This is a genomic window from Halomonas sp. LC1 (assembly GCF_030247125.1).
Taxonomy (GTDB): Bacteria; Pseudomonadota; Gammaproteobacteria; order Pseudomonadales; family Halomonadaceae; genus Vreelandella.
The window spans coordinates 448,781-460,382 of sequence record NZ_JASSPG010000002.1; the positions used below are offsets into that span (position 1 = coordinate 448,781).

General features: G+C 59.7%; 12 protein-coding genes and 1 riboswitch. Of the genes, 9 read left to right on the forward strand and 3 right to left on the reverse strand.

The features are described from left to right. Positions 1 to 93: 93 nt before the first annotated feature. From QIT27_RS04945 to QIT27_RS04960, 4 genes are all read left to right on the forward strand, one after another. Positions 94 to 705 (forward strand): peroxidase-related enzyme, encoded by a 612-nt coding sequence (locus QIT27_RS04945; protein WP_285263072.1) that lies wholly within the window; start codon positions 94 to 96, stop codon positions 703 to 705. A gap of 44 nt (positions 706 to 749) precedes the next feature. Then, a riboswitch (TPP riboswitch) is annotated at positions 750 to 853 on the forward strand. Further along, positions 843 to 2,222: a sodium:solute symporter family transporter gene (locus QIT27_RS04950; protein WP_285263073.1), complete on the forward strand. Its 1,380-nt coding sequence runs from the start codon at positions 843 to 845 to the stop codon at positions 2,220 to 2,222. (Overlaps the previous riboswitch by 11 nt.) 74 nt (positions 2,223 to 2,296) lie before the next feature. Next, positions 2,297 to 3,727, forward strand: coding sequence for a sensor domain-containing diguanylate cyclase (locus QIT27_RS04955; RefSeq protein WP_285263074.1), 1,431 nt, complete (start codon positions 2,297 to 2,299; stop codon positions 3,725 to 3,727). A 17-nt stretch (positions 3,728 to 3,744) separates the two neighbouring features. After that, the gene (locus QIT27_RS04960; protein WP_159342853.1) at positions 3,745 to 4,713 is read left to right on the forward strand and encodes a magnesium transporter CorA family protein; all 969 of its coding nucleotides are present in this window, start codon (positions 3,745 to 3,747) and stop codon (positions 4,711 to 4,713) included. Here the strand turns inward: QIT27_RS04960 and QIT27_RS04965 are convergent. Continuing rightward, positions 4,710 to 5,888: an MFS transporter gene (locus QIT27_RS04965; protein WP_285263075.1), complete on the reverse strand. Its 1,179-nt coding sequence runs from the start codon at positions 5,886 to 5,888 to the stop codon at positions 4,710 to 4,712. The two genes, QIT27_RS04960 and QIT27_RS04965, sit on opposite strands and share 4 nt — an antisense overlap. A 164-nt stretch (positions 5,889 to 6,052) precedes the next feature. Between QIT27_RS04965 and QIT27_RS04970 the strand changes: the two genes are divergently transcribed. From QIT27_RS04970 to QIT27_RS04980, 3 genes are all read left to right on the forward strand, one after another. Then, the gene (locus tag QIT27_RS04970; RefSeq protein ID WP_159342851.1) at positions 6,053 to 6,631 is read left to right on the forward strand and encodes an NnrU family protein; all 579 of its coding nucleotides are present in this window, start codon (positions 6,053 to 6,055) and stop codon (positions 6,629 to 6,631) included. A gap of 64 nt (positions 6,632 to 6,695) precedes the next feature. Next, a complete protein-coding gene (locus QIT27_RS04975; RefSeq protein WP_159342850.1) occupies positions 6,696 to 7,868 on the forward strand; it encodes an alcohol dehydrogenase catalytic domain-containing protein in 1,173 nt (390 codons plus the stop codon). Between the two features lie 11 nt (positions 7,869 to 7,879). Beyond that, complete coding sequence (locus tag QIT27_RS04980; RefSeq protein ID WP_253017968.1) at positions 7,880 to 8,929, forward strand: proline racemase family protein; 1,050 nt, start codon at positions 7,880 to 7,882, stop codon at positions 8,927 to 8,929. 14 nt (positions 8,930 to 8,943) lie between these two features. On the opposite strand, the gene QIT27_RS04985 is transcribed toward QIT27_RS04980, so the two are convergent. Continuing rightward, positions 8,944 to 9,150 (reverse strand): DUF1289 domain-containing protein, encoded by a 207-nt coding sequence (locus QIT27_RS04985; RefSeq protein WP_285263076.1) that lies wholly within the window; start codon positions 9,148 to 9,150, stop codon positions 8,944 to 8,946. 44 nt (positions 9,151 to 9,194) lie between these two features. Next, positions 9,195 to 9,611: an alternative ribosome rescue aminoacyl-tRNA hydrolase ArfB gene (arfB, locus tag QIT27_RS04990; protein WP_285263077.1), complete on the reverse strand. Its 417-nt coding sequence runs from the start codon at positions 9,609 to 9,611 to the stop codon at positions 9,195 to 9,197. 108 nt (positions 9,612 to 9,719) lie between these two features. On the opposite strand from arfB, the gene QIT27_RS04995 reads away from it, so the two are divergent. Together QIT27_RS04995 and QIT27_RS05000 are read left to right on the forward strand one after the other, a co-directional pair. After that, positions 9,720 to 10,331: a flavin reductase family protein gene (locus tag QIT27_RS04995; RefSeq protein WP_285263078.1), complete on the forward strand. Its 612-nt coding sequence runs from the start codon at positions 9,720 to 9,722 to the stop codon at positions 10,329 to 10,331. Positions 10,332 to 10,434: 103 nt separating this feature from the next. Then, positions 10,435 to 11,592 (forward strand): ABC transporter substrate-binding protein, encoded by a 1,158-nt coding sequence (locus QIT27_RS05000; RefSeq protein ID WP_285263079.1) that lies wholly within the window; start codon positions 10,435 to 10,437, stop codon positions 11,590 to 11,592. Positions 11,593 to 11,602: the final 10 nt, after the last annotated feature.

Genomic DNA, 11,602 nt, shown 5'->3' on the forward strand with positions numbered 1-11,602 from the left:
TAAGGCGTATTGAAAGACTCTTTAGTTAGCAATTTGTTACGAGTAAACGCCATTCAGCAGTTAGGCGCCACGTTACAAAAAACAGGAGTGCGTATGTCTGTCTCGATAAGTCGATTTACACTTCCTGAGACGCTAGAAGAAGTTCCCGAGGATATCCGGGAAGCCATGTTAGCGGTGCAGGAAAAAGCGGGCTTCGTACCCAACGTATTTCTCATGCTCGCGCATCGTCCCCAGGAGTTCCGTGCTTTTTTTGCCTATCACGATGCGTTGATGGACCGGGCGTCCGATACGCTGACGAAAGCGGAAAAAGAGATGATCGTCGTGGCCACCAGTGCCCGTAATCGCTGTTTGTACTGCGTTGTCGCCCATGGCGCGCTGGTGCGTATTTATAGTAAAGACCCTTTGCTGGCGGACAATATCGCCATTAATTATCGCGTGGCGGGACTCAGCGAGCGTCATCGGTTGATGCTCGATTTTGCGCTGCATAGCGCCATCGAGCTGGGGGAGTTTTCAACCGAGTGGCAAATGCGCCTGGAAACCGTTGGGTTTACCTTGGACGACTGTTGGGACATTGGTGCCATTGCGGCCTTTTTCGGCATGTCCAACCGCTTGGTGACGCTGGCGGGAACGCCGCCCAACGCCGAGTTCTATACGATGGGGCGCGTCCCCAAACAGCCGGAGGAGAGTGCTCGGCAGACCACCTGAGACTTTACTAATGCGCTAGTTTGATTGAGGATGTCGCCTCCATTCACTGTCGCCAGGGGAGCCCCATCGGGGCTGAGAATGCGCGTAACGCAGACCCTGGAACCTGATCCGGTTCGTACCGGCGGAGGAAGCGCGACATGCCTTACCTAACGTCTCTCGTATTAGGCGCAGCGTTGTGCTGCTTTGCTTTTTTGGGCCTTCGGGCCCGCTTTGGTGGCGGTTCGTTGGATGACTATGTCACCGCCCGCAATTCTCAAACCGCGTCTACCTTGGGGCTCTCCTTTTTGGCCTCGGGTATGGGGGCGTGGATTCTGTTTGCGCCCCCGGAAATTGGCGCGTTCGTGGGCCCCGTGGCGCTCCTGGGCTATGCGCTTGGCTCGGCGCTGCCTTTCATCGTGCTGGGCCTTTATGGCCCCAAAATACGCCAAGCGCTGCCGGAAGGGCGCAGCATCGCCGAGTTTGCTGATACGTGCTACGGCACGGGCGTGCGCCGCTTCGTCGCGCTCGTTTCCGTGGCTTACATGGGCTGCTTCCTGGCTGCTGAACTCACCGCCATCGGGGCGATTACCGCGCTACTCTCCGACGTGCCTCCTGCCGTGGTCATCATCGGGGTGGCGCTCACCACGCTGGTCTACACCGTGATGGGAGGGCTCCGGGCAAGTCTCGCCACCGACCGCTGGCAAGCGTGGCTGCTTTTGGCACTGCTGCTCGCCGTCGCCAGCGTAACGCTCTGGCGACTACCCAATATGCCGAGTGACGCACAATTCCCGTCGCTCCCCATCGGTAGCTCGCTCAGCGTCGCGTTGACGCTGGTGATCGCCGTGACAGCAGCGAACTTGTTTCACCAAGGCTATTGGCAGCGGGTGTGGGCGGCCCAAGACGACGCGAGCCTGGGGCGCGGTGCCTGGCTGGGCGGCGGCCTGACCGTTCTGGTCGTCATGGTGATCGGTGGTGTTGGCATCATGGCAGCGATGAGCGGGGTCAGCTTCGGCGAGCCGCCCATGCCGTTTTTTGCGCTGCTTAGCGATGCCCCGGTATGGATCACGCTGCCATCCCTGGTCCTGGCCGTCACGCTGGTCACCTCGAGCGTCGACACTTTACAAAACGGTATTGCGTCACTGTGGGCCAGCGGCCACCGGCCCGAGGCCCTCAACAAAGCGCGCTGGCTCACCGTGGCCATCATGCTGCCCGTGATCGTGATTGCTTTACAGGGGCTGTCGGTGCTGCGGCTGTTTTTGATTGCCGACCTGCTGTGTGCAGCGATCGTGGTGCCGGTGCTGCTGGGCTTGTGGCAACGAATGACACCGACGGCTGCGATCAGCGGTGGGCTAGCGGGGCTAGTAGGCGCCGTGCTGCCTGGCTGGCTGAGTCAAGGTAGCGTCAGCGCGGGAGTATTGGCCGCGACGTTCCCCGGTAGCGTACCGACACTGGGGCCGTTCGTGGGGGCGCTGCTGCTCTCCACGGTGGTGAGCGTGGTGTGGGCCGGGTTGACCCCGCGGCGTATCGCCGTGCGTTAAGTGGGGCGTTGAGCAGAAAATTCCGTTTCACGGTATGCTGTTAGGGGACTGATGACCACTTAGGTGTGATCGCCATGAGCCACCTGTTACCCCCTAACGAAACCGCCCGTTTGGCTGCGCTTAACGAGCTGGCCCTGCTGGATACGCCGAACGAGCCCGTTTTCGATCGCATCACGCGGTTGGTCACCGTGCTGCTCGGCGTTCCTAAGTCCACCATCAGCTTGATCGATACCGACCGTCAGTGGTTCAAGTCGCAAGTAGGCATGGAGTTCTCCGAGAGCCCCCGGGACATGGCGTTTTGCGCCTATACCGTGCTGGAGGACGAACCGCTGGTGGTCGAAGACGCTCAGAGTGACGAGCGCTTCGCTACCAATCCCATCGTGACGAAACCCGGCGGCATCCGTTTTTATGCCGGGATACCGTTGCGCAACTCCCATGGTCTAGTGCTTGGATCGCTGTGTGCGATGGATACGCAGCCGCGCCAGTTGACTCCTCAGGAACAAGCTGCGATGCAGGATTTGGCCGATATCGTGATCGGCGAAATTCATCTGCGCGAGCGGCTCATCAACGAGCAGAAAATTCGCGCCGCCACTCAGCAGTCGCTCACGGCGCTTCATCAAAGTCTTGAACAGCGTATTGAGCAGCGCACGCGTGAGCTCAATTTGGTGATCGAGTCTGCCTACGACGCCTACCTGAGCATCGATGCGCAGGGGCGCGTGTTGGACTGGAACCGGGCCGCCGAAAGCATGTTCGGCTGGAGCCGCAAAGACGCGTTGACGCGCCCACTCACCTCGCTCATGTTCCCACAGGGGCTGACCTGTGACGACGCCGCGATGCCCTTGACCTGCGACGCCATACGACGAGACGGGGTTCGCTTGCCGGTCGAGGTGCGGCTAAAGAGCTTTGAAGTGAATGGCCGCCCGCGCCGCAGCGTCTTCATCCACGACATTACCGAACGCCAGCAGCTTGAGCGTCTGCGTGACCAGCAGGCCCGAGAGGACGTACTGACGCGCTTGCCCAATCGTCGCGCACTGGATGAGCGGCTTCCCGAAGCGATGGCGCGGGTACGTCGTACCCTGGCGCCGCTTGTCGTGCTGTTTCTGGACCTCGACGGGTTCAAGCGCATCAACGACCAGCACGGCCACGGCATGGGCGATGAGCTGCTGCGTGAGGTCGCGCAGCGCCTTCAGAACGCCGTCCGCGAGACGGACTTCATTGCCCGTTGGGCGGGAGATGAGTTCGTCGTACTGCTCGAAGGGGTGACTACCGAGGCTCTTGAACCGTTGGCAAACAAGCTGATTCAGGTGATCGAAGAGCCGCTACACGTGGGGAGTGCCACGCTGCGAGTGAGCACCAGCATTGGCGTGGCGCTGTTCGTGCCCAACGCGGCTGAGACGCCACAGGAGCTGCTGAAACGTGCCGACGACGCCATGTATAACGCCAAACGCGCAGGTAAAGCGCGTGTCGCGTTGGCGCGTCCGGCGGATACCCCCAACCCTCTTTAACGAACCCAGGGACGCGTATGATTCGTTGTTTATTGACCACCCCAGAAGGCGATGTGCGTGAGGGCGATTTGAGCCTGATGGACGAGTGGAAACGCATGCCCACGGCACATCTGTGGGTCGATATGAAAGGCGAGAGCGAAACGCAGGAGCGTGACGTGCTAGAGCGTTTCGATTGCCACCCCATGGCGATCCAAGATGCTCATAAAGAGCGCCACCCCCCAAAGATCGAAGAGTTCGACAATCACACGCTGATCATCTATCGCGGTATTTCGTCGTTCGATGCCCAGCTCAATTTCGTGCCCCAGCAGGTCTGTTTCTTTGTTGGCGAGCGTTTTCTGGTCACGCTGCACCCCGGCGAGGCGCTCAGTATCGAGCGTTTATTCAATGAGCACGGCAAAGCCCTGCTGGCCCAATCGCCCGAGCAGGTCGCGTTAAGAGTGATGTATACCTCTGCGGGCTTTTACATCGACAGCTTGCTGGAGTTCGAGACGGAGTTGAGCGATCTCGAAGATGAGCTGCTGGAGAACGGCAACGATGTGTTGATGCGTAAAATCACCACTTATCGTTCTCGTCTGGTCAAAATGCGCCGCATCTTCAGCTACCACAAAGGCATCACACAAGAGCTGACGGCGTATGATTACGCGCATTTACCCCGAGGCGAAAGCGAAACGCTGCATGCCATTACCGATGTCGAAGAGCGTTTCGAGCGACTCTATACGCTGACGCAGATGTACTACGACATTTGTGGTGATTTGGTCGATGGCTATATCTCCATTTCGTCTCACCAGCTGAACATCACCATGCGCGTATTGACGGTGATTACCGCTATTTTCGTTCCGTTGACGTTTATCGCCGGTATTTACGGCATGAATTTCGAGTACATGCCTGAACTGAGCTATCAGTACGGCTACTTTTTCGTTTGGGGCGCCATGCTCGGAATTGGTGGGATTCTCATTTGGCTGTTCAAACGGAAAGACTGGTTTTAAAGCCCTTGCCGAGCCGTCAACTGCCGCAGACGGTACGCCAGCAGCATCAGCCCCAGTGCAATCAGTAGCCAAAGCGTGGCCAGTAGAATGGGAAACGCCTGGGCCCCCGCCATATCCAACAGTGGGCCGGTCAGTGACGGGATGACCAGCGCACCGCTGCCCGCAGCGGTGAAGATGGCGCCGGTGGTGCGTCCTCGCATGACGATCGACTGGTTGCACAGCGCAAACAGCGTGGGGAAGAAAGCCGAGGCGGATAGGCCAAACAGCAGCGCGCCGACGCTAAGCGGCAGCGCGTTGGCGTGCAGCCCTGCCGCCGCGCTCAACCCCAGCGCCAAGCAGCCGGCAAGCACCTGCCAAGGTGAGCAAACGCGCAGCAGCGGAATCGCCAGCAGACGCCCTGCCGATAGCGCCAGCCAAAACAGCGTTGCCAGCAGCGCCGCCTGCTCGGTGCTCAACCCAGAGAGCGTGCCATACGCGGTAACCCAACCGGCGAACGTAATCTCGATGCCCACATAAACGGAAAACAGCAGCATGAATAGCCCCAGCAGCAGCGGGTCTCGGTGCTTGAGGGCGGCCGCGGTGTCGGGATGAGGGTCGACGGTGGGCATGGTCGGGCTGACGAAGCGGGACAGCGGCCACAACATGACCGCCACGCTAGCCGCAACGATCCAAAACGTGAGATGGAACTGCCCGGTGAGCGATAGCGCGGCAATCATGATCAGCGGCGTCAGCATGTTGCCGAAACTAAAGCAGAAGTGCAGGGCGCTCACGTTGGGGCCTGCCGCATCTCGATGCAGCCATAGCAGCAGCGTGTTGCCTCCCGCGTTGAGCGATACCTCCGCAAACCCCAGCAGCATGAATAGAAGCGTCAACAGCAGCAAAAGCGGGCTAAGCGGAGCCACGGCTAGCCCAGCTACCGCCAGCACGCCCATCATCACCAGCACGCGGTGGCCGTTGAAGCGGTCCATGAGCAGCCCGGTGACCATCGCGCCGCTCATGTTGCCCACGGCGCGTGCGGTAAACAGCACGGCGATCTGGCTCATGGAGGCACCGCTGACCTCGGCCAGGTGCGGCAGGGCCGGGCCAAGCAGGCCGCCGGTCATGCCAATGGCAATGAACAGCCCAAAATAGGTCCAGGTGAGACGGCGATGGTACGTCGAGGGGAAGTGAAGCATACCGATCCTTGGCGAGGGCAGAGGCACAGTCAGTCGTCTAGCTTGACGGGTTTTGCTCTCCATCACTATTGGCGAAAAGTTGACGCCGCGCCATGTGGTTTGCCAAGGAGTGTGGCATGCTCCCACTCGACCAACGACTTGCAACTCACCGGAGAGTGACCACCATGACCCTCATGATCTTAGGCCTGCTGATCTTTTTAGGCGGGCACTCGGTACGTATCTTTGCGGAATCCTGGCGACAGCAGCAGATCGCTAACCGTGGCCAGAGCACGTGGAAGCTGGCTTACTCCGTGGTGGCCCTCATTGGCCTTGCCATCGCCATATATGGCTACGGTCAAACGCGCCTCGACCCTATCCACCTATGGTTTCCGCCGATGGGCTTACGCCATGCAGTAGCGCTACTGATGCTGCCCGCCTTTATCATGCTGGTGGCGGCGTATGTGCCGGGCAATGCGATCAAAGCCAAACTGGGCCATCCGATGATGCTGGCCGTCAAGATTTGGGCGTTTTCGCACCTGCTTGTGAATGGCCGACTGGGCGATGTGCTCTTCTTTGCTGCGTTTCTCGTCTGGGCAATCTTGGCGTTTAAAGCCGCGAAACAGCGTAGCCGTCAACAGCCCGCTGCACCGGCAACGACCTCGCTGGCGGCTACGCTGGCCACGGTGGCGATCGGCGTAGTGGCGTATGCCCTGTTTGCCTTCTACTTACACCCGGTGCTCATCGGTGTGCCGGTCTTCGGCTAGTCCCTTGAACCTTGCCCGGCGTTTGTTATTGTCGCGGCATATGCACTGAATAAGGAGCCCACCCATGGCCCATACGGATAACAGCGCGGCGATACCGGCCACGATGTCGGCGATGCTTTTGACCGGCCACGGTGATGTAGACGTTCTGCAGTACCGCCAAGACGTGCCCACGCCACAACCTGGCCCCGGCCAGGTGTTGGTGCAGGTCACGGCCACGGCGAAAAACAACACCGACCGCAAAGCACGCGAAGGGCTATACCCCACCAAAGGGAAAGAGGACGTCACTTCGTTTGCCATGGGCGGCTCCCCAACGCTGACGTTCCCTCGCATACAGGGGGCAGACGTGGCTGGGCGGATCGTCGCCGTGGGGGAGGGCGTTGACGCCCAGCGCATCGGCGAGCGCGGTCTGCTGGATTTCAACCTATACGCCGATGAGCGTCGCGACATCAACCTGACGCCGGACTACTATGGCCACGGTGCCGATGGCGGCTACGCCGAGTACGTGGCGGTGCCTGCCGATCAGTTCCACCACGTGGCCAACCCCGAATTGCACGATGCGGAGCTGGCGGCCATGGGCATGTGCTCCTATCAAACGGCCTATCACATGATGACCGCCGCTAACGTCCAGGCGGGCGAGCGCGTGCTGGTCAGCGGTGCCAGCGGAGGGGTCGGCACGGCATTGATTCAACTCTGCCGCATCGTCGGCGCGATTCCCTACGCCGTCAGTCAGCTCGATAAAGCCGACGCGCTGCGCTCGCTGGGCGCAGAAGCGGTGATCGATCGGGGTGACTTACCGACGTTTGTCGAGCGTGTGTTGGCGGAAACCAAGGGGCAAGCCATCGATGCCGTGATGGATCTCGTGGGTGGCGAGATGACCGACCTGTTCATCGATACCATGATTGGCGATATGCAGCGCCGCACCACGTATCCCCGGCTCTCCATTGCCGGTGCTAGCGGTGGCAATCTTAGCGAAATCATGTGGACCCGCATTTACCTGTATCAGGTGCAGATATTCGGGGTCTCCCACGGCACTCGCGAGGAGGCAGAGCAGCTAATCGCCTGGATTCGTAGCGGTGAGCTAAAGCCGGTGCTGCACGGCGCGTTCAAACTCTCGGCATTACATCAGGCCGAGCGCTATTTCGTGAACCGGGGCAGCAACTACCTGGGGAAAATCGTTATTGTCCCCGATGCTCAGTGGGACACCCACGGTGCACCGTTTGCCATTACCACTGCCTAGGAGCCGGGTGAGTGAAAAACCTTCATACGATTCAATTGTTGGACACACATGCCGGGGGCGATGTGAGCCGCATCGTCACTGGCGGTATTGATACGTTGCCCGGTGCCACGGTTCGCCAGCAGATGGAGTACCTGCGTGACGACGCGGATGGGCTGCGCCGTTTGCTACTGGAAGAACCTTACGGCATTCCCGAAATGTCGGTGGATCTATTGGTGCCCGCCACCGACCCAGAAGCAGTTGCCGGGTACATCATCATGGAAGTGATGGGTTACCCAATTTACTCGGGCTCGAACACGCTGTGTACGGCGACGGCCGTGCTCGAGACCGGTATCGTGCCCAAGCAGGAGGGGATTCAGCGCTTCAAGCTGGAAGCCCCGGCGGGCTTGGTGCAAATCGAAGCGCGGGTGCATAACGGCGTGGTGGAATCCGTGACTTGCGAAGGCTTGCCCAGCTATATCGACACCTACCGCGACACCATCCAAGTCCCGGGGATCGGTGAAGTGACTTACTCGGTCGCTTACAGCGGCGGCTTTTACGCCCTGGTCGATGCCGAGGCGCTGGGCTTCAAACTGGTGCGTGATGAAGAGCAGGCGCTGGCGGCGTGCGCTCACAAAATCGTCGAGGCGATTCAGGCGCAGCGCGGCTTCTCCCACTACACCCTCGGGGATGTGGGGCCGCTGCCGTTTTTGCACTTCATGGGGCCAGAAGAGCCGGTGGCGGAAGGCTATATCCGCTCTCGCTCCACGACGTATGTTCACCCGGGCGTGATTTGTCGCAGTACGACGGGCACCGGTACGTCGGCACGGCTGGCATTGATGAATTACGAAGGGCGGTTAAAGCTGGGCGACAAGTTAGAAACGATATCGCTGCGGGAGACCGGTTTCATCGGTACCTTTACCGGTACGCATCAAGAAGGCGCTTACCAAGTAGTAGAAAACACCATTACCGGACGCAGCTACGTGCTGGCGGAGTCGAACATCGTCATCAACTGCGATGACCCGATGGTGGCCTGTGGTGAACTTCACCATATCTTGAGCGACCGCCACGACGAAGAGCGTTGAGCGATCCCAAGCGTTCACTCTGGGGCGGCATCATCGGACTGCCGCTCGACATAGCCCGCTTGTTCGATACGTTTCCATACCGGGGCCTTCTCGGCCTCGGTCATGCTTCCCCAGCAGGCAATTTCATCCAGCGTACGTCCGCACCCTTTGCACATCTGGGTGCTTGGCACGATTTGGCAAACGTGGATACAGGGCGAAAGCGGACGGGGTGTCGTTGGCATCAAGGTCACTGTGTCAGGTAGAGAGAAAAGCGGCGCGTGCAGCGCTAGCTCACCGGCACTTTACCACGCAGCGACTTAATTTTGCCTTTGCGGGTTTTGTGATCGACCCGGCGGCGCTGAGAGCCTTTCGTGGGTTTGGTGGGACGGCGCGTTTTAGGCTGTTTGGCTACGCTCTTGATCAGCGCCTGCAGGCGGTTCAAGGCATCCTCTTTATTCAACTCCAGGGTGCGGTAGCTCTGGGCTTTAATAATCACCACGCCCTCTTTGCTAATGCGCTGATCCGAGAGGGCCATCAGCCGCTCTTTGTAAACCGGCGGTAGCGTCGAGCGCTGAATGTCGAAACGCAGGTGCACGGCAGAGGCGACTTTGTTGACGTTTTGACCGCCAGCCCCCTGCGCGCGAATTTGGCTCAAGTCGATTTCCCAATCGGCCAAGCTAACGCTGTTGGAAATAGTGAGCATTCAGATCCTTCGTCTTTCAATGTGCGTACAAGGCTAACACACTTGACAGGGGGCGGGCGTCGGCGGCCTATTAAGGGCATCGTTATCACCCAGTGATCAGGAGCGCCCATGGATACCCTACTCGAAAAGTCCCCTCTCAGTGCAGGTACGCTCTATCGCTTGCTGTCGGGCAGCGTGTGCCCAAGGCCCATTGCGTGGGTGGCCACCCAAGACAAGCACGGTAACGCCAATTTAGCGCCGTTCTCGTTTTTCAACGTCGCCAGCATCGATCCACCCATCCTGGCGTTTTCGCCTTTGCTGGATGGTAGCGCGCAACCCAAAGATACGCTGCGCAACTTGGCAGAGGTCGATGAGTGCGTGGTGCATGTAGGCACGGAAGGGCTGGTCGACGCGCTCAACACCACCAGCGCGAGCCTGCCCAGGGGGGAGGACGAGTTCACCTTGGCAGGGCTCGAGAAGGCCGCCATGTCGGGCGTTCGCGTGCCTCGCATCGCAGCAGCCCCGGTGGCGTTTGGCTGCAAGCTGGTGGACGTGGTTCGCTTTGGCGACCGGCCGCTGGCAGGCAGCCTGGTGCTGGCGCAAGTCGTCGCGATACATATCGACGATGTGCTCTGGGATGGACGGCATGTGGATATGGAGGCGCTCCAGCCCATCGGCCGTTTGGCTGGGAGCGACTACGTGCGTATCACCGACCGTTTCGCCATCGAACGTCCCTCTTAGTCCAAGACACGTTTTATTACATTCTGTTTAAAGCTAGCTAGGCTTAAGTCGTATATTCTTCCGCCGATAAGAGAAAAAAGCACCACGATGTGGGGGAGAATCGATGCGACGAATCACGACATGGCTCATGACGGCGGGACTATTGACCGCACCACTGGCGCACGCAGCGCTTGAGGTTGGCATGGTGGCCCCAGCGAGCGGCAGCGCGGCGCCGTTGGGCATCGGTATGCAGCAAGGGGTGCAGGCCTATTTCGCCCAACTCAACAGCGAAGGCGGCATCGATGGAGAAACGCTCAGCCTGACGACCTTCGATGACCAATACTCGCCGCTGCTGGCGGCCAAACACACCCGCGACCTGGTGGGAAATGACAACCTGTTGGCGGCCATCGGCAACGTAGGAACACCTACTGCCGCCGTCACTATACCCATCTACAACCAGGAAAAGACGCTGCTATTTGGGGCCTTTACCGGCGCCGGTATTTTGCGTCGCTCCCCGCCAGACCGCTACGTGATCAACTATCGGGCCAGCTACGTGCAAGAGACGGCGACGATGATCGAGGGGCTGTTGGCCGCCGGTATCGAGCCTGAGGAAATCGCATTTTTTACCCAGAACGATAGCTTCGGCGATGCGGGCTACAACGGCGCGATTCGCGCGCTCAATGCGCAGGGCTTCTCGAACACGTCTCAGCTCGTGCATGGCCGCTTCACTCGCGGTACGCGTAACATTCACCAAGGCCTTGCCAGCATTCTGCAAGCGCCGGTCACTCCTCGGGCGGTGATCATTGTCGGCACGTTTGGCCCCGCTGCGGATTTCATTCGCGAAGCACGACAAGACCTGCCCGATGCGCTGTTCCTGAACGTCTCGTTCGTGGGTAGCCAAGCGCTGCTGGACACGCTCGGCCCGCTGGCCGAAGGCGTCATCGTGACGCAAGTCGTGCCCCCGTTGGACGCCGACCTGCCTGCGGTCGAAGAGTACCGTCAGGCACTGGCGGAATTCGCGCCCAATGCCAACCCGGACTTTATCTCCTTGGAAGGCTATTTGGCCGCCAAACTGTTTGCCGAAGGCGTCAAAGCCGCAGGTGATCAACCAGATCGTGAAGCCATCGTGGATGGCCTGCTGAGCCTGGGCAGCATCGATATCGGCGTTGGCGAGCCGCTGACGCTAGGGCCGAACGACCATCAAGCCAGCGATGCCGTATGGCCCACCATTATCCGAAACGGCCAGTTCGAGCCGGTGGATTGGAACAACTTAGTGCAGTAATCGTGGTTCC

What these genes read in the sequence shown, in the direction of transcription:
- QIT27_RS04945 (WP_285263072.1), top strand. Translation starts at nt 94, where the DNA reads ATGTCTGTCTCGATAAGTCGATTTACACTTCCTGAGACGCTAGAAGAA.
- QIT27_RS04950 (WP_285263073.1), top strand. Translation starts at nt 843, where the DNA reads ATGCCTTACCTAACGTCTCTCGTATTAGGCGCAGCGTTGTGCTGCTTT.
- QIT27_RS04955 (WP_285263074.1), top strand. Translation starts at nt 2,297, where the DNA reads ATGAGCCACCTGTTACCCCCTAACGAAACCGCCCGTTTGGCTGCGCTT.
- QIT27_RS04960 (WP_159342853.1), top strand. Translation starts at nt 3,745, where the DNA reads ATGATTCGTTGTTTATTGACCACCCCAGAAGGCGATGTGCGTGAGGGC.
- QIT27_RS04965 (WP_285263075.1), bottom strand. Translation starts at nt 5,888, where the DNA reads ATGCTTCACTTCCCCTCGACGTACCATCGCCGTCTCACCTGGACCTAT.
- QIT27_RS04970 (WP_159342851.1), top strand. Translation starts at nt 6,053, where the DNA reads ATGACCCTCATGATCTTAGGCCTGCTGATCTTTTTAGGCGGGCACTCG.
- QIT27_RS04975 (WP_159342850.1), top strand. Translation starts at nt 6,696, where the DNA reads ATGGCCCATACGGATAACAGCGCGGCGATACCGGCCACGATGTCGGCG.
- QIT27_RS04985 (WP_285263076.1), bottom strand. Translation starts at nt 9,150, where the DNA reads ATGCCAACGACACCCCGTCCGCTTTCGCCCTGTATCCACGTTTGCCAA.
- arfB (WP_285263077.1), bottom strand. Translation starts at nt 9,611, where the DNA reads ATGCTCACTATTTCCAACAGCGTTAGCTTGGCCGATTGGGAAATCGAC.
- QIT27_RS04995 (WP_285263078.1), top strand. Translation starts at nt 9,720, where the DNA reads ATGGATACCCTACTCGAAAAGTCCCCTCTCAGTGCAGGTACGCTCTAT.
- QIT27_RS05000 (WP_285263079.1), top strand. Translation starts at nt 10,435, where the DNA reads ATGCGACGAATCACGACATGGCTCATGACGGCGGGACTATTGACCGCA.